Source organism: Streptococcus infantis, from assembly GCF_015546995.1.
GTDB classification, from domain to species: Bacteria; Bacillota; Bacilli; order Lactobacillales; family Streptococcaceae; genus Streptococcus; species Streptococcus infantis_J.
The window spans coordinates 35,476-57,876 of record NZ_JADMUH010000011.1 but is presented as its reverse complement, the minus strand read 5'-3'; the positions used below and the strand labels follow the sequence as shown (position 1 = coordinate 57,876).

The 22,401-nt window shown below is 42.3% G+C and carries 18 protein-coding genes; 16 read left to right on the top strand and 2 right to left on the bottom strand.

Going from position 1 to position 22,401, the window contains the following annotated elements; genetic code table 11:
• Positions 1–107 precede the first annotated feature (107 nt).
• The gene (locus I1J71_RS05415) at positions 108–2,012 is read left to right on the top strand and encodes a sucrose-specific PTS transporter subunit IIBC (RefSeq protein ID WP_195184002.1); all 1,905 of its coding nucleotides are present in this window, start codon (positions 108–110) and stop codon (positions 2,010–2,012) included.
• A gap of 139 nt (positions 2,013–2,151) precedes the next feature.
• Positions 2,152–3,039: a fructokinase ScrK gene (gene scrK / locus I1J71_RS05410; protein ID WP_036759224.1), complete on the top strand. Its 888-nt coding sequence runs from the start codon at positions 2,152–2,154 to the stop codon at positions 3,037–3,039.
• 42 nt (positions 3,040–3,081) lie between these two features.
• On the opposite strand, the gene I1J71_RS05405 is transcribed toward scrK, so the two are convergent.
• Positions 3,082–4,272 (bottom strand): cation diffusion facilitator family transporter, encoded by a 1,191-nt coding sequence (locus tag I1J71_RS05405; RefSeq protein ID WP_195184001.1) that lies wholly within the window; start codon positions 4,270–4,272, stop codon positions 3,082–3,084.
• A 270-nt stretch (positions 4,273–4,542) separates the two neighbouring features.
• On the opposite strand from I1J71_RS05405, the gene I1J71_RS05400 reads away from it, so the two are divergent.
• The 14 genes from I1J71_RS05400 (at position 4,543) to I1J71_RS05335 (ending at position 21,601) form a co-directional block, all read left to right on the top strand.
• Positions 4,543–7,227: a cation-translocating P-type ATPase gene (locus I1J71_RS05400; RefSeq protein ID WP_195184000.1), complete on the top strand. Its 2,685-nt coding sequence runs from the start codon at positions 4,543–4,545 to the stop codon at positions 7,225–7,227.
• Positions 7,228–7,331: 104 nt separating this feature from the next.
• On the top strand, positions 7,332–7,742 hold the full coding sequence (locus tag I1J71_RS05395; RefSeq protein WP_195183999.1) for a peptide deformylase: 411 nt from the start codon (positions 7,332–7,334) through the stop codon (positions 7,740–7,742).
• A gap of 98 nt (positions 7,743–7,840) precedes the next feature.
• Entirely contained in the window at positions 7,841–8,005 is a 165-nt protein-coding gene (locus I1J71_RS05390; protein ID WP_060956070.1) for a DUF3953 domain-containing protein, read from the top strand.
• A 79-nt stretch (positions 8,006–8,084) separates the two neighbouring features.
• Positions 8,085–8,807 carry a peroxide stress protein YaaA gene (gene yaaA / locus I1J71_RS05385; RefSeq protein ID WP_195183998.1) on the top strand — a complete coding sequence of 241 codons (723 nt, stop codon included), beginning with the start codon at positions 8,085–8,087 and terminating at the stop codon, positions 8,805–8,807.
• A gap of 276 nt (positions 8,808–9,083) precedes the next feature.
• Positions 9,084–10,370: a homoserine dehydrogenase gene (locus I1J71_RS05380; protein WP_195183997.1), complete on the top strand. Its 1,287-nt coding sequence runs from the start codon at positions 9,084–9,086 to the stop codon at positions 10,368–10,370.
• A gap of 1 nt (position 10,371) precedes the next feature.
• Complete coding sequence (gene thrB / locus I1J71_RS05375) at positions 10,372–11,241, top strand: homoserine kinase (protein WP_195183996.1); 870 nt, start codon at positions 10,372–10,374, stop codon at positions 11,239–11,241.
• Positions 11,242–11,518: 277 nt separating this feature from the next.
• A complete protein-coding gene (msrB, locus tag I1J71_RS05370) occupies positions 11,519–12,457 on the top strand; it encodes a peptide-methionine (R)-S-oxide reductase MsrB (RefSeq protein ID WP_195183995.1) in 939 nt (312 codons plus the stop codon).
• A gap of 49 nt (positions 12,458–12,506) precedes the next feature.
• Positions 12,507–14,231 carry an ABC transporter ATP-binding protein gene (locus I1J71_RS05365; protein WP_195183994.1) on the top strand — a complete coding sequence of 575 codons (1,725 nt, stop codon included), beginning with the start codon at positions 12,507–12,509 and terminating at the stop codon, positions 14,229–14,231.
• A gap of 1 nt (position 14,232) precedes the next feature.
• On the top strand, positions 14,233–15,981 hold the full coding sequence (locus tag I1J71_RS05360) for an ABC transporter ATP-binding protein (RefSeq protein WP_195183993.1): 1,749 nt from the start codon (positions 14,233–14,235) through the stop codon (positions 15,979–15,981).
• 121 nt (positions 15,982–16,102) lie between these two features.
• Positions 16,103–17,362: a TRZ/ATZ family protein gene (locus I1J71_RS05355; RefSeq protein WP_195183992.1), complete on the top strand. Its 1,260-nt coding sequence runs from the start codon at positions 16,103–16,105 to the stop codon at positions 17,360–17,362.
• Between the two features lie 180 nt (positions 17,363–17,542).
• Positions 17,543–18,638, top strand: a protein-coding gene (gene prfB / locus I1J71_RS05350) for a peptide chain release factor 2 (RefSeq protein ID WP_115253954.1) whose coding sequence is annotated in 2 segments (ribosomal slippage) — positions 17,543–17,614 and positions 17,616–18,638 — 1,095 coding nt in all. Because the reading frame shifts where the segments join, the coding sequence is not laid out codon by codon here.
• Between the two features lie 15 nt (positions 18,639–18,653).
• Positions 18,654–19,346, top strand: coding sequence for a cell division ATP-binding protein FtsE (gene ftsE, locus I1J71_RS05345; protein WP_004251332.1), 693 nt, complete (start codon positions 18,654–18,656; stop codon positions 19,344–19,346).
• The gene (ftsX, locus tag I1J71_RS05340) at positions 19,339–20,265 is read left to right on the top strand and encodes a permease-like cell division protein FtsX (RefSeq protein WP_004251331.1); all 927 of its coding nucleotides are present in this window, start codon (positions 19,339–19,341) and stop codon (positions 20,263–20,265) included. The genes ftsE and ftsX overlap by 8 nt, the downstream gene beginning before the upstream one ends.
• Before the next feature lie 181 nt (positions 20,266–20,446).
• The gene (locus tag I1J71_RS05335; protein WP_195183991.1) at positions 20,447–21,601 is read left to right on the top strand and encodes an MFS transporter; all 1,155 of its coding nucleotides are present in this window, start codon (positions 20,447–20,449) and stop codon (positions 21,599–21,601) included.
• A 40-nt stretch (positions 21,602–21,641) separates the two neighbouring features.
• Here the strand turns inward: I1J71_RS05335 and I1J71_RS05330 are convergent, their stop codons facing one another.
• Positions 21,642–22,262, bottom strand: coding sequence for a TVP38/TMEM64 family protein (locus I1J71_RS05330; protein WP_195183990.1), 621 nt, complete (start codon positions 22,260–22,262; stop codon positions 21,642–21,644).
• Positions 22,263–22,401: the final 139 nt, after the last annotated feature.

Sequence of the window (22,401 nt, the reverse complement as noted above, 5' to 3'; positions counted from 1 at the left end):
CTGCAAAACGCTTGACATATTTTTGAAAGATGATAAAATAATACTCGTAGGGCGAGTAAAATCGCTTTCAAACAAGAACAAATTTTTTTATAAGGAGATTTTTGCAAATGACCAATACAGAAATTGCAAAAAAAGTCATCGAAGCCTTGGGTGGACGTGAGAACGTCAACAGTGTAGCTCACTGTGCGACTCGCCTCCGTGTTATGGTAAAAGATGAAGCGAAAATCAATAAGGATGCTATCGAGAACTTGGAAAAAGTTCAAGGTGCTTTCTTTAACTCAGGTCAATACCAAATCATCTTTGGTACTGGTACAGTAAACAAGATGTACGATGAAGTCGTAGCTCTTGGTTTGCCAACTTCTACAAAATCTGAAATGAAAGCAGAAGCTGCAAAACAAGGAAATTGGTTCCAACGTGCCATCCGTACTTTCGGTGACGTCTTTGTACCTCTTTTGCCAGCAATCGTTGCTACTGGTTTGTTTATGGGAATTCGTGGGGCTATTGTTCAAGATCAAGTTTTGGCTTTGTTTGGAACAACTGCAGAAGCTTTTAAAGCAACAAACTTCTATACCTATTCAGTTGTTTTGACAGATACAGCTTTTGCCTTCTTCCCAGCCTTAATCTGTTGGTCAGCCTTTCGAGTCTTCGGTGGAAATCCATTGCTTGGTTTGGTTCTAGGATTGATGATGGTAAACTCATCCTTACCAAATGCCTGGGCTGTGGCCTCTGGTGACGCTCAACCAATCCTCTTCTTTGGTTTTATCAAAGTTGTCGGCTATCAAAACTCAGTTTTACCAGCCTTCTTCGTTGGTCTGACTGGTGCTAAACTAGAAAAGTGGCTCCGTAAGCGTATTCCAGATGTATTAGATTTACTCCTTGTACCATTCTTGACTTTCTTAGTAATGTCTATTTTGGCCTTGTTTGTCATTGGACCTGTATTCCACGAAGTTGAAAGCTATGTCAAAGTCGCTACTGTTTGGTTGCTCAGTCTTCCAATGGGTCTAGGTGGATTAATCCTTGGTGGTGTTCATCAGGTCATCGTTGTTACAGGTGTTCACCATATCTTCAATCTCTTGGAGGCTAACCTTGTTACTTCTACAGGTTCAGATCCTCTTAATGCTATTATTACAGCAGCTATGACTGCTCAACTTGGAGCAACGCTTGCTGTTGGTGTAAAAACAAAGAATCCCAAAATTAAAGCTCTTGCCTTCCCAGCTGCACTTTCTGCTGGACTTGGTATCACTGAACCAGCTATTTTTGGTATCAATCTTCGCTATGGTAAACCGTTTATCATGGGGCTTATCGCCGGTGCTGCTGGTGGTTGGTTAGCAAACATTCTAGGTTTGGCAGGTACTAGCTTTGGTATTACGATCATTCCTGGAACACTTCTCTATATCAACGGTCAACTCCTTAAGTATGTCTTTATGGTCTTAGTTACAACTGCCCTTGGTTTCGGTTTGACATATGCTTTTGGTTACAAAGAAGAAACAGAAGTTGTTGAAGAAACAGTTTCTGAAGAAACTACAGTGGTAAATGAAGAAGTACCAGCAACTCTTCAAGACGAAACAATCCAAACACCAATCGTTGGTGACGTTGTTGCTCTTTCAAATGTGAATGACCCAGTATTCTCAAGCGGAGCTATGGGACAAGGAATCGCCGTGAAACCTAGTCAAGATGTTGTCTATGCACCAGCTGATGCTGAAGTGACAATCGTCTTCCCAACTGGCCATGCTTATGGATTGAGAACAGCTAACGGTGCTGAAATCTTAATTCACGTTGGTATCGATACTGTTTCAATGAACGGTGAAGGCTTCAACCATAAAGTTGCTCAAGGTGACAAGGTTAAAGCTGGAGATGTTCTTGGAACATTTGACTCAGCTAAGATTGCTGCTGCAGGACTTGATAACACTACTATGGTTATCGTAACAAACACTGCAGACTTTGCTTCAGTAAATCCAGTTGCTTCTGGATCAGTTGCTAAGGGTGACGCAGTCATTGAAGTTAAAGCTTAATAAATCAAAAAACGAACAAATGTCATGTTTGTTCGTTTTTGATTGAATGGTAAAATTTACAGAGGAAAATCTAAAATATTGAGCAATTTTCAGTCTGGAAATATGCTATAATAGAGAAAATAAATACAAGAGGTTTATCATGACAAAACTATACGGAAGTTTGGAAGCGGGCGGTACAAAATTTGTCTGTGCTGTCGGAGATGAAAACTATAACGTTGTAGAAAAGGTACAATTTCCTACAACAACACCTATTGAAACAATCGATAAAACTATAGAGTTCTTCTCAAAATTCGACAATCTTGCAGGACTTGCCATTGGTTCATTTGGTCCAATTGATATCGATAAAAACTCAAAAACTTACGGCTTTATCACAACAACTCCAAAACCTAACTGGGCAAATGTAGACTTGCTTGGTGCTCTTCGTCGCGCTCTAAACGTGCCAATGTACTTCACAACAGACGTAAACAGTTCTGCATACGGTGAAGTGGTTGCTCGTAATAATGCCGGCGGTCGTATTGAAAACTTGGTTTATTACACAATCGGTACAGGTATCGGTGCAGGTGTTATCCAACGTGGCGGGTTTATTGGCGGTGTTGGTCACCCTGAGATGGGTCATTATTATGTGGCTAGACACCCAATGGACATTGAAAAAGAATTTAAAGGTGTTTGTCCTTTCCATAATGGATGTTTGGAAGGTTATGCAGCTGGTCCAAGTTTGGAAGCTCGTACAGGTGTTCGTGGGGAAAACATTGAACTCAACAACTCTGTCTGGGATGTTCAAGCCTACTACATTGCTCAAGCTGCAGTGAATGCGACTGTAACTTTCCGTCCAGATGTCATCGTCTTTGGTGGTGGGGTTATGGCTCAACAACATATGCTTGACCGCGTACGTGAGAAATTCACAGCCCTACTCAATGGCTACCTACCAGTTCCAGATGTACGTGACTATATCGTGACTCCAGCTGTTGCTGGCAATGGTTCAGCTACACTAGGAAACTTCGTTCTTGCTAAGAGCGTTGCAAAATAAGAATATAAAAAATTCCCAACTGAGAAAGTTGGGAGTTTTGCTTTAGTCTTTTTCTATTTTGGTTTCCTGATGGAAAATATTTTGCCAAGTTTCGTGGCGGCGCCAGATACTGGTATGAATGGTATCACCGACTTGGTAGCGGATGAGTTTAGTCTTTTGACTGATAGAAGTTAGATGAAGCTCCTTGATAGCAGAGGTTAATTCTTTTTCAGACTTATAGGCATCTTTGTCCAGTTCTTGTCCGTCCTGGCGGATATAAATGAAGTCTTCTGCAAGTAATTCCTCCAGTTGATTTCCTTGGTCAATCAGTTGCTCTCTCATGAGCAATTTTTTATAGACATTATCTAGGATTTCATCCTCAGGGATTGGTGCTGGTTCGATATGAATGTCTGTATCAAAGACACCAAAGCGTTCTGATAACATGGATTCGACCTGGTCCGCAATTTCGTGACTTTCAAAAACAGACAGATCTGGGTTCATTTCAAGTGTGATGTCCAGATAAATATTGCTTCCGTAGGTACGACCCCTTTGAGATTTGACCTTGCTAATCTTAGGAATTTCCATGATAGCCTTTTGGTAATCTTCTAGCAAGTGTTCATCAAAACCATCAGAAAGGCTGAAGGATGACTCGATAAAGATATCATAAGCAGTTTTAAGAATAAAGAAGGTAATGATAATAGCGACCAACTTATCCACGATTGGATAGTTGAAGCTACTAGCCAGGATAGCAATAGAAGTTCCAAGAGATGTTACCGCATCTGATAAATTATCCTTAGCGGCTGCCTTGAGGGCCTTTGATTTAGCTTGCTTACTCAGATGGGTATTGTAGAGATAAACGGCAAACATGATGATAGCAGAGATGACTCCCAGAGTCGCACCAAGTGGGTCAATGACCGTTTGTTCTCGGCTGAGTATCTTTTGAATGGTGTCACGTAGAACATCAAAGCCAACGTAAAACATGATGATGGAAGTGATGAGACTTGCCAAATCCTCTATTTTCCAGTGGCCGAAGCGATGATCTCTATCTGCCGGTTGGCGAGCCAAACGAATCCCGATGAGAAGGGCCACGTTTCCAACGATATCTGAAACGTTGTTAAAACCATCTGCCACCAAACTGGATGAATGGAGGAGGTGTCCGGTCGCTAGCTTAGCTGCAGACAAGAATAGATAGGTCAAGATGCTGATAATGGCACCACGCTCAGCTAATTTTAAGTTTGAAACCGATTGATTCATCTAACTCCCCTTCTAGCATTTTAGTATTCTTTCATTATACTGGTTTTCTAAGGAAAATTCAAATGTGGGAAGTAAGTTAAATACACCTCAAAACTTGAAAACTTTTGAAATTCTGATATAATAGAACTACTCAAGGGAGTAGCTGGCGGTTAACCGCGATAGTGTCGTCATTACGAATTATTTCCGGCACTATATTAAACAGCGAGACTTGTTTTTTTAAAAAACAGGTCTCTTTTTTTGTAAAAAGAGGCCAAAAAGGAGGAGACTGTTTTGTCAAAAGAACAAAATAAAGACTTGTTTTACACACAAGCCTCAGAAGAAGTCCTAAAGAACTTGGACTCATCTATCGAAGGTTTGTCAACGGCTCAAGCTCAAGAACGCCTAGCGACTTATGGTCGTAATGAGTTGGAAGAGGGAGAGAAACGTAGCCTACTAGCTAAATTCCTTGATCAATTTAAGGATTTGATGATTATCATCTTGCTTGCGGCAGCGGCACTTTCTGTGATTACAGAAGGAATGGACGGTCTAACGGATGCCATTATCATCTTGGCCGTTGTTGTCTTGAATGCTGCCTTTGGGGTTTACCAAGAAGGGCAAGCAGAAGCAGCCATTGAAGCTCTGAAAAATATGTCTAGCCCGATGGCTCGTGTTCGTCGTGATGGTCATGTTATTGAAATTGACTCAAAAGAATTGGTGCCTGGGGACATCGTCTTGCTAGAAGCGGGAGATGTCGTGCCTGCCGATATGCGTTTGCTTGAAGCGGCGTCTCTTAAAATCGAAGAAGCTGCTCTTACAGGGGAGTCTGTCCCAGTTGAAAAAGATGTGACAGAACTTGTTGAAGCAGATGCTGGTATCGGGGATCGTGTTAACATGGGTTACCAAAACTCAAACGTAACTTACGGTCGTGGTATTGGTGTTGTGACTAACACTGGTATGTATACAGAAGTTGGTAAGATTGCAGATATGTTGGCTAATGCCGACGAGACAGAGACACCATTGAAGCAAAGCCTGGAACAATTATCTAAGGCCTTGACTTACTTAATCATTGTGATTGCAGTGATTACCTTCTTGGTTGGAGTCTTTGTTCGTGGTGAACATCCATTAGAAGGCTTGATGGTGGCGGTTGCCCTTGCAGTAGCGGCTATTCCAGAAGGGCTTCCTGCCATTGTAACTATCGTTCTATCTTTGGGAACTACAACCCTTGCAAAACGTAATTCGATTGTCCGCAAATTGCCAGCGGTTGAAACTCTTGGTTCAACAGAAATCATCGCATCTGATAAAACAGGTACCTTGACTATGAACCAAATGACGGTTGAAAAAGTTTATACCAATGGTCAATTGCAAAGTTCGGCATCTGAAATTGCTGCTAACAATAATACCCTCCGTATCATGAACTTTGCCAATGATACCAAGGTGGATCCATCTGGCAAATTGATCGGTGACCCTACTGAAACTGCTCTTGTACAGTTTGGTTTGGACCACAACTTTGATGTTCGTGAAGTCTTGAAGGATGAGCCACGTGTTGCTGAATTACCATTTGACTCAGACCGTAAGCTTATGTCGACTATCCATAAGGAATCTGACGGTTCTTACTTTATCGCTGTCAAGGGTGCACCTGACCAATTGCTCAAGCGTGTGACTCGTATCGAAGTCAATGGGGAAGTTCGCCCCATCACAGAAGAAGATAAACAAGCTATCCTTGTAACCAACAAAGACTTGGCTAAACAAGCCCTTCGTGTCTTGATGATGGCTTACAAGACAAGTAACGAAATTCCAACCTTGGAATCTGAAATTGTTGAATCTGACCTTATTTTCTCTGGTTTGGTCGGAATGATTGACCCTGAGCGCCCAGAAGCTGCCGAAGCTGTACGTGTCGCTAAGGAAGCAGGTATCCGACCAATCATGATCACAGGTGACCACCAAGATACAGCGGAAGCTATCGCTAAACGTCTTGGAATCATTGATCCAAATGATACAGAAGATCATGTCTTCACGGGTGCTGAGTTGAATGAACTCACTGATGAAGAATTCCAAAAAGTCTTCAAGCAATACTCTGTTTATGCTCGTGTATCACCTGAGCACAAGGTTCGTATCGTTAAAGCTTGGCAAAATGAAGGCAAGGTTGTTGCCATGACAGGTGATGGAGTCAACGATGCGCCTTCACTTAAGACAGCTGACATTGGTATCGGTATGGGGATTACAGGTACAGAAGTTTCTAAGGGAGCTTCTGATATGGTCCTTGCCGATGATAACTTTGCAACCATTATCGTAGCGGTTGAAGAAGGACGTAAGGTCTTCTCAAATATCCAAAAATCAATCCAATACCTCTTGTCTGCCAATATGGCTGAAGTTTTCACCATCTTCTTTGCAACCTTGTTAGGTTGGGATGTGCTTCAACCAGTGCATTTGCTATGGATTAACCTGGTAACAGATACGCTACCAGCCATCGCTCTTGGGGTGGAACCAGCTGAACCAGGTGTCATGACCCACAAACCTCGTGGGCGTAAGTCTAACTTCTTTGATGGTGGTGTATTCGGAGCTATCCTTTATCAAGGGATCTTCCAAACCATGCTCGTTTTAGGTGTTTATGGCTGGGCTATTCTCTTCCCAGAGCATCAAGTTCAAAGTGAAATCCACGCAGATGCCCTTACAATGGCTTTTGCAACTCTTGGTTTGATCCAATTGCTCCATGCCTTTAACGTTAAGTCTGTATACCAATCAATCTTTACAGTTGGACTCTTCAAGAACAAGACCTTTAACTGGTCAATCCCAGTTGCCTTTGTCCTCTTTGTGGTGACGATTTTGGTTCCTGGATTTAATAATCTCTTCCACGTTTCAAACTTGAGCTTGACTCAATGGATGGTGGTCGCTGTAGGAGCACTTATGATTGTAGTCCTTGTTGAAATTGTCAAAGCAGTTCAACGAGCACTTGGAAAAGATAAAAACGCTATTTAAACATTGAAAAGTCATCTTTGGATGGCTTTTTTGTTTTTATATATGGTAAACAGAGATAGATTTTATGCTATAATCAAGTTGAGAAAAAGATGGAGGAAAGAATCTTGGAAAAGAAAATTGTAAAAGATATCTTGTTTTTGTCGCAGGTATCCCAGCCTGCTAGTCAGGAAGATTTACCCCTAGCAAAGGATTTGCAGGATACCCTATTGGCTAACCGAGAAAGCTGTGTTGGACTAGCGGCCAATATGATTGGGGTACAAAAATGCGTCATTATTTTTAATATCGGAATGATTCCTATGGTTATGTTTAATCCAGTTCTCCAATCTTTTGAAGGACCATACGAGACAGAGGAAGGTTGTTTGTCTTTGACAGGTGTAAGACCGACAACTAGGTATGAGAAGATTACAGTAAGCTACAGAGATTTCCATTGGCAAGAGCAAACCATTACCTTGGCAGGATTTCCTGCTCAGATTTGTCAGCATGAATTGGATCATTTAGAAGGTCGTATTATTTAGGCTCAAATCCTTCAAACTAAGTAAAGCCTCGTTTTTCTTGCACTCTTGTTTGAAATTTGTGATAATGAAAGAAAGAATAATAAATGGAGGACAGTCAAATGGGATTTTATCTGATGATTGGTTCGATGTTGCTTGGTCTTTTCGCTTTGAAGATAGGATTTTCTCATCTAAAGGAGAAAAAGGTTACTCTTTCATCTATCTTGACAAGCTGCCTTGGGACAGCACTAGTTCTCTTTGCAATCTGGTTAGGATTGCCAAAATAAGGAAAGAAGCCTCGGGATTCACCGAGGTTTTTAGGTGCAAATCCTTGGTAGTCCTAAAAAAATATGCTACACTAACACTATGAAAATTCTAATCCCAACCGCAAAAGAAATGAATACCGAAATCCCTAGTTTAGAGGCTAAACCCTTGCGTCCTGAAAGTCAGGAAGTGCTGGATGAATTGGCCAGATATTCTGCCCAAGAGCTGGAGAGTTTTTACAAAATATCCGCCGAAAAAGCGCAAGAGGAGTACGACCATATCCAGGCCTTGAAAAATGGAACCGCGACAAACTATCCAGCCTTGCACCTCTTTGATGGACTCATGTATCGCAACATCAAACGGGACGATCTCACCAAGGAGGAGCAAACCTATCTGGAGAAACACCTCATGATAACGTCAGCTCTCTATGGTGTGATTCTAGCCTTTGAACCGATTGCACCTCACAGACTGGACTTTTTGATGAAACTCAAAGTCGCTGGAAAAAGCTTGAAAAGTCATTGGCAGGTAGCTTATGAGGAATCAATGAAAGACCAGGATTTAATCTTTTCACTCTTGTCTTCAGAGTTTGAAACTGTCTTTCCTAAAGAAATCCGTGAGAAAATGGTGACCTTCAAGTTTATGGAAGAGCGAGATGGAAAACTAAAAATCCACTCAACCATTTCTAAAAAATCCCGAGGAGCCTTTTTGACAGCCTTGATGGAAGGTCAGGTAACTTCGGTTGAAGAGATTAAAAAGCTTAACTTTGCGGGTTTCAATTATCGAGAAGACTTGTCTAGTGACAAGGAATTGGCTTTTGTAAAATAGAGAGAGTGGGACAGAAATCGGTAATTCGTTAGAATTCGATTTCGTCGTCCCACCTCCGCACAGTTGAGTAGGGCTGTAAAAGCTGATGAAATCAGCGTAGTGGAGCCCACTCAACCACTGCGTCTTGCTCGACAATCCATAGACAAATGAGAGGCTAGGACTTTTGTCCCAGCCCTTTTTTTGTGATTTGGTGCTCCTATTTTTAGTTTAGAATGGTAGGAATTTTCTCACAATTTTGGTATAATAGGACTATTAGAAAATTTCGAGGAGACAAACATGTCAGTTAAGATTGCTTTACTTGGATTTGGTACAGTAGCAAGTGGTGTGCCATTCTTGCTAAAGGAAAATAGAGAAAAAATTGTTCAAGCAGCCCAGTCAGAAATTGAAGTAGCTAAAGTTTTGGTCAAAGACGAACAAGAGAAAGCCCGCTTGCTTGAAGCAGGAAATGATTTTAATTTTGTAACAAACATCGATGAAATCTTGTCAGACAAAGACATCACGATCGTTGTTGAGTTGATGGGGCGTATCGAACCTGCTAAAACATTTATCACTCGTGCTTTAGAAGCAGGGAAACACGTCGTGACTGCTAACAAGGATCTTTTGGCAGTCCATGGTGCAGAATTGCTTGAGATTGCCAAAGCTCACAATGTTGCCCTCTACTATGAAGCAGCTGTTGCAGGAGGAATCCCAATCCTTCGTACTTTGGTTAACTCACTAGCATCAGACAAAATCACACGTGTTCTTGGTGTTGTGAACGGAACATCTAACTTTATGATGACCAAAATGGTAACAGAAGGCTGGTCTTATGAAGATGCTTTGGCAGAAGCCCAACGACTTGGCTTTGCTGAAAGCGACCCTACCAATGATGTTGACGGGATTGATGCAGCCTACAAGATGGTCATCCTCAGTCAGTTCGCCTTTGGAATGAATGTCAAGTTTGAAGATGTAGGCCACCAAGGAATTCGCAACATCACTCCAGAAGATGTAGCAGTAGCTCAAGAGCTTGGTTATGTTGTGAAATTAGTTGGTTCTATCGAAGAAACGGCTTCTGGTATTGCTGCTGAAGTTACGCCAACCTTCCTTCCTAAAGAACACCCACTTGCAAGTGTTAACGGTGTAATGAATGCTGTCTTTGTGGAGTCTATCGGTATTGGCGAGTCTATGTACTATGGACCAGGTGCAGGTCAAAAACCAACTGCAACAAGTGTTGTGGCTGATATTGCCCGTATCGTTCGTCGTTTGAATGATGGAACAATTGGAAAAGCCTTTAATGAATACAGCCGTCCAGTGGTCTTGGCTAATCCAGAAGATGTCAAAGCCAACTACTATTTCTCAATCTTGGCTCCAGACTCAAAAGGTCAAGTCTTGAAATTGGCTGAACTCTTTAACGCAGAAGATATTTCCTTCAAGCAAATCCTACAAGATGGCAAGCAAGAAGGCAAGGCTCGTATTGTCATCATCACTCATAAAATCAACAAGGCGCAACTTGAAAATATTACAGCAGCTTTGAAGGGTGTATCTGAGTTTGAACTTCTCAATACCTTCAAGGTTTTAGGAGACTAAGATGAAGATTATTGTACCTGCTACAAGTGCCAATGTGGGTCCTGGCTTTGACTCGGTTGGTGTAGCTGTAACTAAGTATCTAGAAATTCAGGTTTGTGAGGAACGTGAAGAATGGATGATTGAGCACCAATTAGGCAAATGGATTCCACGTGATGAACGTAATCTTTTGCTGAAGATTGCTCTACAAATTGTTCCAGACCTACAACCAAGACGTCTGAAGATGATTAGTGATATTCCACTTGCGCGTGGACTGGGTTCTTCTAGTTCAGTCATCGTTGCAGGAATTGAGCTGGCAAATCAATTAGGGAACCTAAAATTAACGGATCACGATAAGTTGCAATTGGCGACTAAGATTGAAGGACATCCTGATAATGTTGCACCTGCTATCTATGGAAATCTGGTTATTGCCAGCTCGGTAGAAGGTCAGGTTTCAGCAGTTGTGGCGCCTTTTCCAGAGTGTGCCTTTCTAGCCTACATTCCAAATTATGAATTGCGTACTCGAGATAGTCGTGGTGTCTTGCCTAAGAAACTTTCTTATAAAGAAGCTGTTGCAGCAAGTTCTATCGCCAATGTGGCTATTGCAGCCCTGCTGACTGGAGACATGGTCAAAGCAGGACAAGCTATTGAGAGTGATCTTTTCCACGAGCGTTACCGTCAAGAATTGGTGAGAGAATTTGCGACGATCAAGAAAGTTGCCAAGAGAAATGGTGCTTATGCGACCTACTTGTCTGGTGCTGGCCCAACTGTTATGGTCTTGGCTGATCCTGACAAGATGCCTAAGATTAAGGCTGAGCTTGAAAAGCAACCTTTCAAAGGCAAGCTTCATGATTTGCAAGTAGATACACAAGGCGTTCGCGTCGAAGCAAAATAAATTTAGCAATAGGATGGGGAAACTCTCTATTAGAGGGCTTCCTGTCCTTTTTTTGAAAATGAAACATGGGAATTGATACTCAATGAAAATCAAAGAGCAAACTAGAAAGCGAGCCGCAGGTTGCTCAAAGCACTGCTTTGAGGTTGTAGATAAGACTGACGATGTCAGTTACCTATATCTACGGCAAGTCGAAGTTGACGTGGTTTGAAGAGATTTTCGAAGAGTATGAAATGTTTCCCGTGTTTAGCGACCGCTGGACGGTCAAGGAGGATTTGAAATGGCAGAAATATATTTAGCAGGTGGTTGCTTTTGGGGCTTGGAAGAATACTTTTCACGTATTTCTGGAGTGCTGCAAACAAGTGTTGGTTATGCCAATGGTCAAGTTGAAACTACCAATTATCAATTAATCAAAGAAACAGATCACGCAGAGACAGTGCAAGTCGTCTACGATGAAAAGGTGGTATCGCTTCGTGAGATTTTACTCTATTATTTTCGAGTCATTGATCCTCTATCTGTTAACCAACAAGGAAATGACCGTGGTCGTCAGTACCGCACAGGGATTTATTACCTAGAAGAAGCTGATCTACCGACGATCAATACAGTAGTTCGCGAACAAGAACTCCTCATCGGTCGTAAAATAGCAGTGGAAGTGGAGAAACTACGTCACTACATCTTGGCTGAAGACTATCACCAAGACTATCTCAAGAAAAATCCTGGTGGTTATTGCCACATTGATGTGAGGGATGCTGAGAAACCACTGATAGATGCTGCAAACTACGAAAAACCGAGTCAGGCAGTTTTACGAGAACAACTGTCTGAAGAGTCCTATAGAGTAACGCAAGAAGCAGCAACGGAAGCTCCTTTTAGCAATGCTTATGACCAAACTTTTGAGGAAGGAATTTATGTCGATATCACGACTGGTGAGCCCCTCTTCTTTACTAAGGATAAGTTTGCCTCAGGCTGTGGTTGGCCAAGCTTTAGCCGTCCTATTTCCAAGGAACTCATTCATTACTACCAGGACTTGAGTCATGGTATGGAGCGTATCGAAGTTCGGTCACGTTCAGGGAATGCTCACTTGGGACATGTCTTTACAGATGGCCCTCGTGAACTAGGTGGTCTCCGTTACTGTATCAATTCTGCATCCTTACGTTTTATCGCTAAGGATGAAATGGAGGAAGCTGGCTATGGCTACTTGCTTCCATATTTGAATAAGTAAAAAGATGGTGGTTTTTCCACCTTCTTCATTTTGGAAATAGAAGGGACACATGAAACACTTACTTTCTTACTTTAAACCTTACCTCAAGGAGTCTTTCCTAGCGCCCTTGTTTAAGTTGCTAGAAGCCGTTTTTGAACTCTTGGTTCCAATGGTGATAGCTGGGATTGTCGACCAATCTATCCCCCAAAAAGATCAGGGTCACCTCTGGATGCAAATGGGTTTCCTCTTTGTTTTTGCGGTTATCGGCGTTTTGGTAGCCTTAGTTGCTCAGTTTTACTCAGCCAAGGCAGCAGTAGGATTTGCCAAGGAGTTGACCAATGACCTCTATCGTCATATTCTTTCCTTGCCCAAGGATAGTAGAGACCGTTTAACAACCTCAAGTTTGGTGACGCGTTTGACTTCAGATACCTATCAGATTCAGACAGGGATTAATCAATTTTTACGCCTATTTTTAAGGGCTCCTATTATTGTTTTTGGTGCCATTTTTATGGCCTATCGTCTCTCGCCTGAATTGACCTTCTGGTTTTTGGTCATGGTTGCCATTTTGTCCTTTGTCATTGTCGTGTTATCACGCTTGGTCAATCCTCTCTATAGTATTTTGAGAAAGAAAACAGACCAGCTGGTTCAGGAAACACGCCAACAGATACAAGGGATGCGCGTGATTCGTGCCTTTGGCCAAGAAAAACGAGAAATCGAGAACTTCCAAGTACTCAATCAAGTCTATACAGCTATCCAAATGAAAACAGGTTACTGGTCCAGTCTCTTGACACCCTTGACCTATTTGATCGTCAATGGAACTTTGCTGGTGATTATCTGGAATGGTTATATTTCTATCCAAGGGGGTTGGCTCAGTCAAGGTGCCTTGATTGCCTTAATCAACTATCTCCTGCAAATCTTGGTAGAATTGATAAAATTGGCCATACTCATCAATTCACTCAACCAGTCTTATATTTCTGCCAAGCGAATTGAAGAAGTCTTTGAAGAAAAGCCTGAAGATATACTGGCAGAAATTGCTCAAAAAGAAACTTCCTCGAACCAGTCCTTACAAGTCGAACACTTGAGCTTTACCTACCCAGATGCTGCTCAACCATCCTTGCGAAATCTTTCTTTTGCTATGCAACAAGGACAAATTCTTGGAATCATCGGGGGGACTGGTTCTGGTAAGTCAAGTTTGGTACAGGTCCTACTTGGCCTTTATACAGCAGATAAGGGAAGCATTTCCCTTTATCGAGATGGACGTAGTCCTCGCAATCTTTCTGAATGGCGATCTTGGATGGCCTATGTTCCTCAAAAGGTTGAACTCTTTAAGGGGACCATTCGTTCCAACTTGACTTTGGGTATGGAAGAAATAGTCTCTGACCAAGAACTCTGGCAGGCTTTAGAAATTGCCCAAGCCAAGGATTTTGTCAGTGACAAGGAAGGTCAGCTGGACGCAGAGGTTCAAGCAGGTGGTCGTAATTTCTCAGGTGGGCAAAAGCAACGTTTATCGATTGCCCGGGCAGTCTTGCGTCGAGCACCATTCCTCATTCTGGATGATGCGACTTCTGCCCTTGATACCATTACTGAGTCCAATCTTCTAAAGGCTGTTCAAGATAAGCTACCAAACACCAGCTTGATCTTGATTTCCCAACGAACTTCAACCTTGAAAATTGCAGATCAAATTCTTCTTTTAGAGAAAGGGGAGCAATTAGCACTTGGAAATCATGAGGAATTGATGGAGACTAGCCAAGTCTATCGTGAAATCAATGCATCCCAACATGGAAAGGAGGACTAGAATGAAAGGCAAACACGCAAGTCAAACCCTTAAACGATTAGCAATAGATTTAGCTGGTCATCCCGTCCTTCTTTTCCTGGCTTTCTTGGGTACCATTGCTCAGGTAGCCCTATCAATCTATCTACCAATCTTGATAGGACAGGTGATTGACCAAGTCCTAGTTGATGGTTCATCCCAGCTATTTTGGCAGATTTTCCTCCAGATGATTTTGGTGGTCATAGGAAATACGCTGGTACAATGGGCCAATCCTCTCCTCTATAATCGACTGATTTTCTCCTATACCAGAGATTTGCGCGAAAAAATCATTGAAAAGCTCCATCGTCTTCCGATTGCCCTTGTAGATAGACAAGGTAGTGGGGAAATGGTCAGCCGTGTGACGACAGATATCGAGCAGTTGGCAGCGGGTCTGAATATGATTTTCAACCAATTTTTCATAGGAGTTTTGATGATTTTGGTCAGCATCCTTGCTATGCTACAAATCCATCTATTGATGACTCTCTTGGTTCTGCTCTTGACACCTCTATCTATGGTCGTTTCACGCTTTATTGCCAAGAAATCCTACCATCTCTTTCAAAAGCAGACAGAGACTAGGGGAATTCAGACTCAGTTGATAGAAGAATCGCTCACCCAACAGAACATTATCCAGTCCTTCAATGCTCAGGAAGAATTTATTGAGAGACTTCATGAGGCAAATGACAACTACGCAGGTTATTCTCAGTCGGCTATCTTTTATTCATCGACAGTCAATCCTTCCACCCGTTTTGTCAATGCCCTCATTTATGCTCTACTTGCTGGTGTTGGAGCCTTGCGCATCATGGCGGGTTCTACTTTGACGGTTGGGCGTTTAGTGACCTTTTTGAACTATGTGCAGCAGTACACCAAGCCTTTTAACGATATTTCATCAGTCTTAGCCGAGTTGCAAAGCGCCTTAGCTTGTGCAGAACGTGTTTATGCTGTTCTAAAAAGTCCAGAGGTTACAGAAACTGGTCTTAAAGAATTGAACAGCGACCAAGTCAAGGGAGCTATTTCCTTTAAACATGTTACATTTGGTTACAATCCTGAAAAGATCTTGATTAAGGATCTGTCTATTGATATTCCAGCTGGTAGTATGGTTGCTATCGTTGGACCAACGGGTGCTGGTAAGTCTACCCTTATCAATCTCCTCATGCGTTTTTACCCGATTAACTCAGGAGATATTTTGCTAGACGGTCATTCTATTTACGACTATACTCGAGCATCTCTTCGACAGCAGTTTGGGATGGTGCTCCAAGAAACTTGGCTCAAGCAGGGAACCATTCATGACAATATTGCCTTTGGCAATCCTGATGCTAGCCGAGATCAGGTCATTGTAGCAGCCAAGGCAGCAAATGCGGATTTCTTTATCCAACAATTGCCACAGGGATATGATACCAAGCTTGAAAATGCAGGGGAATCCTTGTCTGTTGGTCAAACTCAGCTTTTGACCATTGCCCGCGTCTTTCTAGCCATTCCTAAGATTCTAATCTTAGACGAGGCGACTTCATCCATCGATACCCGGACAGAGGTGCTGGTTCAGGACGCCTTTGCCAAACTCATGAAAGGTCGGACAAGTTTTATCATTGCCCACCGTTTATCGACCATTCAAGATGCTGATTTGATTCTTGTCTTGGTCGATGGAGATATTGTCGAGCACGGCAATCATGAGGAACTTATGACGAGAAAAGGCAAATACTATCAAATGCAGCAAGCAGCAGCTTTTAGCCCAGAATAAATGGGAAAGCCGTTATAATGCTAATGAACAAACAAGAAAAGTTGCCTTAGGGTGACTTTTTTGTTACAATAGCTAGAAAAATTATCCAGTATGAATACTTATATAGAAAAGGAGCCTAGGGATGAAAGTCTTTCAGCATGTAAATATCGTGACTTGTGACCAAGATTTCAATGTCTATCTAGATGGGATTTTAGCTGTCAAAGAATCTCAAATCGTCTATGTTGGCCAAGAGAAACAAGAAATCTTAGATCAAGCTGAACAGCTTATAGACTATCAGGGTGCCTGGATTATGCCTGGTTTGGTTAACTGCCATACTCACTCTGCCATGACAGGTTTGAGAGGTATTCGTGATGATAGCAATCTCCACGAATGGCTAGAGGACTATATCTGGCCAGCAGAAGCAGGATTTACGCCTGACATGACCACAAAAGCTGTCAAAGAGGCTCTAACGGAGATGCTTCAATCAGGGACAACAACCTTCAATGATATGTACAATCCTAATGGAGTGGATATAGCTGAGATTTATGCGGCAGTCAAGGTTTCCAAGATGCGTTGCTATTTTTCTCCAACCCTCTTTTCTTCAGAAGCTGAGACTACGAATGAGACTATCGCTAGAACTCGAGCTGTTATCGAGACAATCAAAGGCTACAAGGATCCCAAGTTCAAGGTTATGGTGGCCCATCATTCGCCCTACAGTTGTAGTCTAGATTTGCTGGAGGCAAGTCTTGAGCTAGCAAAAGAAGAAAACATTCCACTTCATATCCATGTTGCAGAAACACAGGAAGAGTCAGGCATTATCCTGAAACGCTATGGCAAACGCCCATTAGCCTTTCTAGATGAGCTTGGATATTTAAATCATAAAGCTGTCTTTGCCCATGGTGTGGAGTTAAATGAAGCAGAAATTACCCGCTTGGCAGATTCACAAGTTGCTATCGCCCACAACCCTATCAGCAACCTCAAATTAGCCTCAGGCATTGCACCAGTCGTTCAACTTCAACAGGAAGGAGTAGCAGTTGGTATTGCGACGGACTCAGTTGCTTCTAACAATAACCTGGATATGTTTGAGGAAGGGCGGACAGCAGCACTCTTACAGAAGATGAAGAGTGGCGATGCCAGCCAATTTCCAATCGAAACTGCCCTCAAGGCCCTGACCATTGAAGGAGCCAAGGTATTGGGAATGGAGGATGAAATTGGCAGCCTAGAAGTCGGCAAGCAGGCTGATTTTCTCGTCATTCAACCCCAAGGAAAAATCCATCTTCAACCTCAAGAAAATATGCTATCTCACCTCGTTTATGCCGTCAAATCCAGTGATGTTAATGATGTCTATATCGCTGGTGAGCAAGTCGTGAAAGGCGGTCAAGTGCTGACGGTTAACTTGTAAAAAAGTAGTATAAATTCTCTAAATCTCACGGGAAAATTCTTGTGAGGTTTTTAAAATTTTGCTAGAAATCAGGCGAGTAGATGTCTTGCAGAAATATATTGATACTAAATTAGAAAAACACCGATTAGATAAATAAAAAAAATTATGGTATAATAAAACGATACAATTAAAGGAGTATGTATGGACATTTCAGAAATTCGTCAAAAAATTGACGCAAATCGTGAAAAATTAGCTTCTTTCAGGGGGTCTCTTTGACCTCGAAGGTTTAGAGGAAGAAATTGCCATTTTGGAAAACAAAATGACAGAACCTGATTTTTGGAACGATAATATTGCGGCCCAAAAAACGTCGCAAGAATTAAACGAACTCAAAAATACCTATAATACCTTCCACAAGATGGATGAGTTGCAGGATGAAGTTGAGATTTTACTGGACTTTTTGGCAGAGGATGAATCCGTTAAGGATGAGTTGGTTGAGAAACTCTCTGAGTTAGATCAGATGATGACTAGCTACGAAATGACCCTTCTCTTGTCAGAACCCTATGATCACAACAATGCCATCCTTGAAATCCATCCTGGTTCAGGGGGGACAGAGGCTCAAGACTGGGGCGATATGCTCCTTCGTATGTATACTCGCTATGGAAATGCCAAAGGCTTCAAGGTTGAGGTCTTAGACTACCAAGCAGGTGATGAGGCAGGAATCAAGTCAGTAACCTTGTCTTTTGAAGGACCAAATGCTTATGGTCTTCTCAAGTCAGAGATGGGAGTTCACCGTTTGGTCCGTATTTCACCATTTGACTCTGCTAAACGTCGCCACACCTCATTTACATCTGTAGAAGTTATGCCAGAATTGGATGATACCATCGAAGTTGACATCCGTGAGGATGATATCAAGATGGATACCTTCCGTTCAGGTGGAGCAGGTGGACAAAACGTCAACAAGGTTTCAACAGGTGTCCGCTTGACTCACATTCCGACAGGGATCGTCGTAGCATCAACCGTCGACCGTACTCAGTACGGAAACCGTGACCGTGCTATGAAGATGCTTCAGGCAAAACTCTACCAGATGGAGCAGGAAAAAAAAGCTGCTGAGGTAGACTCGCTCAAGGGTGAGAAAAAGGAAATTACATGGGGAAGCCAAATCCGCTCCTATGTATTTACGCCTTATACAATGGTAAAAGACCATCGTACAAACTTTGAAGTAGCGCAAGTAGATAAGGTAATGGATGGAGACCTAGATGGTTTCATCGATGCTTATCTGAAATGGCGTATCAGTTAAAAGAAAGGAAGTCACATGTCAATCATTGAAATGAGAGATGTTGTCAAAAAATATGACAACGGGACAACAGCCCTACGTGGCATCACTGTAAATATCGATGCAGGAGAATTTGCCTACATCGTAGGACCTTCAGGTGCTGGTAAATCAACTTTTATCCGTGCCTTGTATCGTGAGGTCAAAATCGACAAAGGGAGCTTGCAAGTTGCAGGTTATAACCTCGTTAAGATTAAAAAGAAAGATATTCCGTTCTTGCGTAGAAACGTTGGAGTAGTCTTTCAGGATTACAAACTTTTGCCAAAGAAAACCGTTTATGAGAACATTGCTTACGCCATGGAGGTTGTTGGTGAAAGTCGTCGTAACATCAAAAAACGTGTTATGGAAGTCTTGGACCTTGTCGGTTTGAAGCACAAGGTTCGTTCATTCCCGAATGAACTTTCAGGTGGTGAGCAACAACGTATCGCCATTGCGCGTGCTATCGTAAACAATCCTAAGGTTTTGATTGCCGACGAACCAACAGGAAACTTGGACCCAGATAACTCATGGGAAATCATGAACCTCTTGGAACGTATCAATCTTCAAGGGACAACTGTTTTGATGGCGACCCACAACAGCCAAATCGTAAATACCTTGCGCCACCGCGTTATTGCCATCGAGAATGGTCGCGTGGTACGTGATGAAGCGAAAGGAGAGTACGGATACGATGATTAGTAGATTTTTCCGCCATCTGTTCGAAGCTTTAAAAAGTTTAAAGCGTAATGGATGGATGACCATTGCTGCGGTCAGTTCAGTAATGATTACCTTGACCTTGGTTGCTATCTTTGCTTCAGTTATCTTCAATACTGCGAAATTAGCAACTGATATTGAAAACAACGTCCGCGTCATGGTTTATGTTCGTAAAGACGTTGAAGACAACAGTGAAACCATTGTAAAAGAAGGCCAAACAGTCACGAACAATGACTACCACAAGGTCTATAACGCCCTTAAAGCTCTGCCAGCCGTTAAAAATGTAACCTTCTCAAGTAAAGAAGAGCAGTACCAAAAGCTGACTGAAACTATGGGTGACGAGTGGAAGGTATTTGAAGGAGATGCAAACCCTCTTCATGATGCCTACATCGTAGATACCAATTCACCAAGTGATGTAAAACCTGTAGCTGAAGAAGCTAAGAAAATCGAAGGTGTCTCTGAAGTTCAAGACGGTGGTGCCAATACCGAACGTCTCTTCAAGTTGGCTTCCTTCATCCGTGTATGGGGATTGGTCATCGCAGGACTCTTGATCTTTATCGCAGTCTTCTTGATTTCAAATACCATCCGTATTACTATTATTTCACGTAGTCGTGAAATCCAAATCATGCGTTTGGTTGGTGCCAAGAACGGTTATATCCGTGGGCCATTCTTGCTAGAAGGTGCCTTTATCGGATTGTTGGGAGCAGCTCTTCCATCAGCATTGGTTTACTTTATCTATAACCGAGTGTTCCAATCTGTCAACCCATCCTTGGTTGGTCAAAACCTATCTTTGATTACACCGAATACCTTTATTCCATTGATGATCGGTCTCTTGTTCCTCATCGGAATCTGTATCGGTTCACTAGGTTCAGGAATCTCAATGCGTCGATTCTTGAAAATTTAAGTCACATAACTGGATAAAACACATAAAAAAGTGGGATGTCATCAAGACTTCACAGCTCTTGATGCCCCCCGCTTTTTCTTTTGGTCTTGGTGCTCAGTCGCTTGCCAATTTTGGCTAAAGAGTGTATGATAGGAAAGGACCTTTTTAATAATATGAAAAATGAACAATGAATGAGGAAAAGATGAAACAATTTTTGGAAAAAGTGAGCATACTCTCCCTATCGTTAGTATTGATCACATCGTTTTCAATTTCGAGTGCCCTGCCTGCTATGTTTGACTATTATCAGGGCTATTCGACTGGTCAGGTTGAACTCTTGGTCAGCCTCCCTTCCTTTGGGATTATGGCCATGCTTTTATTAAACGGAGTTCTAGAGCGTATTTTTCCTGAACGTCTCCAGTTGACCTTGGGACTCTTGATTTTATCCATCAGTGGAACTGCACCTTTCTGGTATCAGGGTTATTACTTTGTCTTTGCGACACGCTTGCTATTTGGGCTTGGAGTAGGAATGCTCAATGCCAAGGCTATTTCGATCATCAGTGAACGTTACCACGGCAAGACTCGTATCCAAATGCTTGGTTTTCGTGGATCGGCTGAGGTAGTAGGAGCATCCATCTTAACCTTGGCAGTCGGTCAGCTCTTAGCCTTTGGCTGGACAGCAACCTTCCTAGCCTATGCAGCTGGTCTAGTAGTTCTCGTACTCTTCCTTCTCTTTGTCCCTTACAACAAGGAAGAAATTCACGAGTCCAAGCATCAGACAGAAGAAGCAGCGAAACTGACTCGTTCCATGCTCCAATTGATTTTCTTCCTTGCTATTGCAGCCGCAGTGATTGTATGTACCAATACTGCTATCACCTTCCGTATCCCAAGTCTTATGATTGAGGCAGGGTTTGGAGATGCTCAGTTGTCCAGTTTGGTACTTAGTGCCATGCAGTTGATTGGGATTCTAGCTGGAATCAGCTTTTCTTTCCTGATTTCGACCTTCAAGGAAAGACTTCTATTGGTCGCTGGTGTCACTTTTGGTATCGGACAAATCATCATTGCTCTTTCCCCATCACTCTGGGTGGTGGTTGCAGGTTCTATCCTGGGAGGATTTGCCTACAGTATCGCTCTGACGACAGTCTTTCAGTTGATATCTGAGCGAATTCCTGCAAAACTCCTCAACAAAGCAACTTCCTATGCTGTTTTGGGATGTTCTTTTGGAGCATCATTAACACCCTTCGTTCTTTCAGGGATTGGCTTGGTGACTGCAGATGGTCGAATGACCTTCATCATTCTAGGAGCATGGATGATTGCTACATCAGTGCTTGTTTCATTTTTATTGAAAAAAGAAGCCTAATACAAAAAAAATCAAGGATGAATCCTTGAGTTTTTTTGTATTAGCCAAACATCTGCCAAAAGTAATCGATGATGTAGGTCAAGCCATAGGTGTAAACGACCAGGGTAAAGGGTTTGGTCAGGATAATAATGGTCATATACCGCTTGAAGCTCATCTTGGTCAAAGCAGCCAACATGCAGAGAAAATCAGCTGGACTAACTGGCCAAATCATCATAAAGATAAAGAATCGGTCAAAGCGATTGCCCTCATCTAACCAACCGATATACTTGTCATAGGTGCGTTTGCTGACCATGGACTGGACAAAGGGTGCTCCGTAGAGACGAACCAAGTAAAAGATAATGGCACAACCAATGACAATACCGATATAGTTGTAAATGGTCCCGATGATATGCCCGTAGATAAAGACACCTGCAACGGAGGTAAGAGCACCTGGAATGATAGGAACAACCGTCTGCAAAATCTGTAAAAAAATAAAAAGTGGTGGCCCCCAGATACCCGCCTGTTGGATAAAGGCAGATAGGGTTTCCTTGGAGTGCAAGATACCCGCCTGATAGGCCCAGATACAGAATATTACAGTACCAACTCCACCGACGATGGAGGAAATATGAATCGCTTGCTGTAGAAGGGGAGAAACAGCTTTCATTTCTTTCTCGTGTGACATGTAAACTCCTCTTGTGTAGTATGATTCTACTATACCATATTTTAGGGAGAAAGACTATGTGGTTTTTGGGAAGGAAGTAGGATCTAGAAGGCGTTTTCTGTATGGGATATGATATAATAATAGATAATTAAGAATTCGA

Coding starts and splice junctions, on each gene's coding strand:
- yaaA (WP_195183998.1), top strand. CDS start 8,085: ATGAAAATTCTAATCCCAACCGCAAAAGAAATGAATACCGAAATCCCT.
- I1J71_RS05415 (WP_195184002.1), top strand. CDS start 108: ATGACCAATACAGAAATTGCAAAAAAAGTCATCGAAGCCTTGGGTGGA.
- I1J71_RS05360 (WP_195183993.1), top strand. CDS start 14,233: ATGAAAGGCAAACACGCAAGTCAAACCCTTAAACGATTAGCAATAGAT.
- ftsX (WP_004251331.1), top strand. CDS start 19,339: ATGATTAGTAGATTTTTCCGCCATCTGTTCGAAGCTTTAAAAAGTTTA.
- scrK (WP_036759224.1), top strand. CDS start 2,152: ATGACAAAACTATACGGAAGTTTGGAAGCGGGCGGTACAAAATTTGTC.
- I1J71_RS05390 (WP_060956070.1), top strand. CDS start 7,841: ATGGGATTTTATCTGATGATTGGTTCGATGTTGCTTGGTCTTTTCGCT.
- I1J71_RS05380 (WP_195183997.1), top strand. CDS start 9,084: ATGTCAGTTAAGATTGCTTTACTTGGATTTGGTACAGTAGCAAGTGGT.
- I1J71_RS05405 (WP_195184001.1), bottom strand. CDS start 4,272: ATGAATCAATCGGTTTCAAACTTAAAATTAGCTGAGCGTGGTGCCATT.
- ftsE (WP_004251332.1), top strand. CDS start 18,654: ATGTCAATCATTGAAATGAGAGATGTTGTCAAAAAATATGACAACGGG.
- I1J71_RS05330 (WP_195183990.1), bottom strand. CDS start 22,262: ATGTCACACGAGAAAGAAATGAAAGCTGTTTCTCCCCTTCTACAGCAA.
- I1J71_RS05335 (WP_195183991.1), top strand. CDS start 20,447: ATGAAACAATTTTTGGAAAAAGTGAGCATACTCTCCCTATCGTTAGTA.
- msrB (WP_195183995.1), top strand. CDS start 11,519: ATGGCAGAAATATATTTAGCAGGTGGTTGCTTTTGGGGCTTGGAAGAA.
- thrB (WP_195183996.1), top strand. CDS start 10,372: ATGAAGATTATTGTACCTGCTACAAGTGCCAATGTGGGTCCTGGCTTT.
- I1J71_RS05355 (WP_195183992.1), top strand. CDS start 16,103: ATGAAAGTCTTTCAGCATGTAAATATCGTGACTTGTGACCAAGATTTC.
- I1J71_RS05365 (WP_195183994.1), top strand. CDS start 12,507: ATGAAACACTTACTTTCTTACTTTAAACCTTACCTCAAGGAGTCTTTC.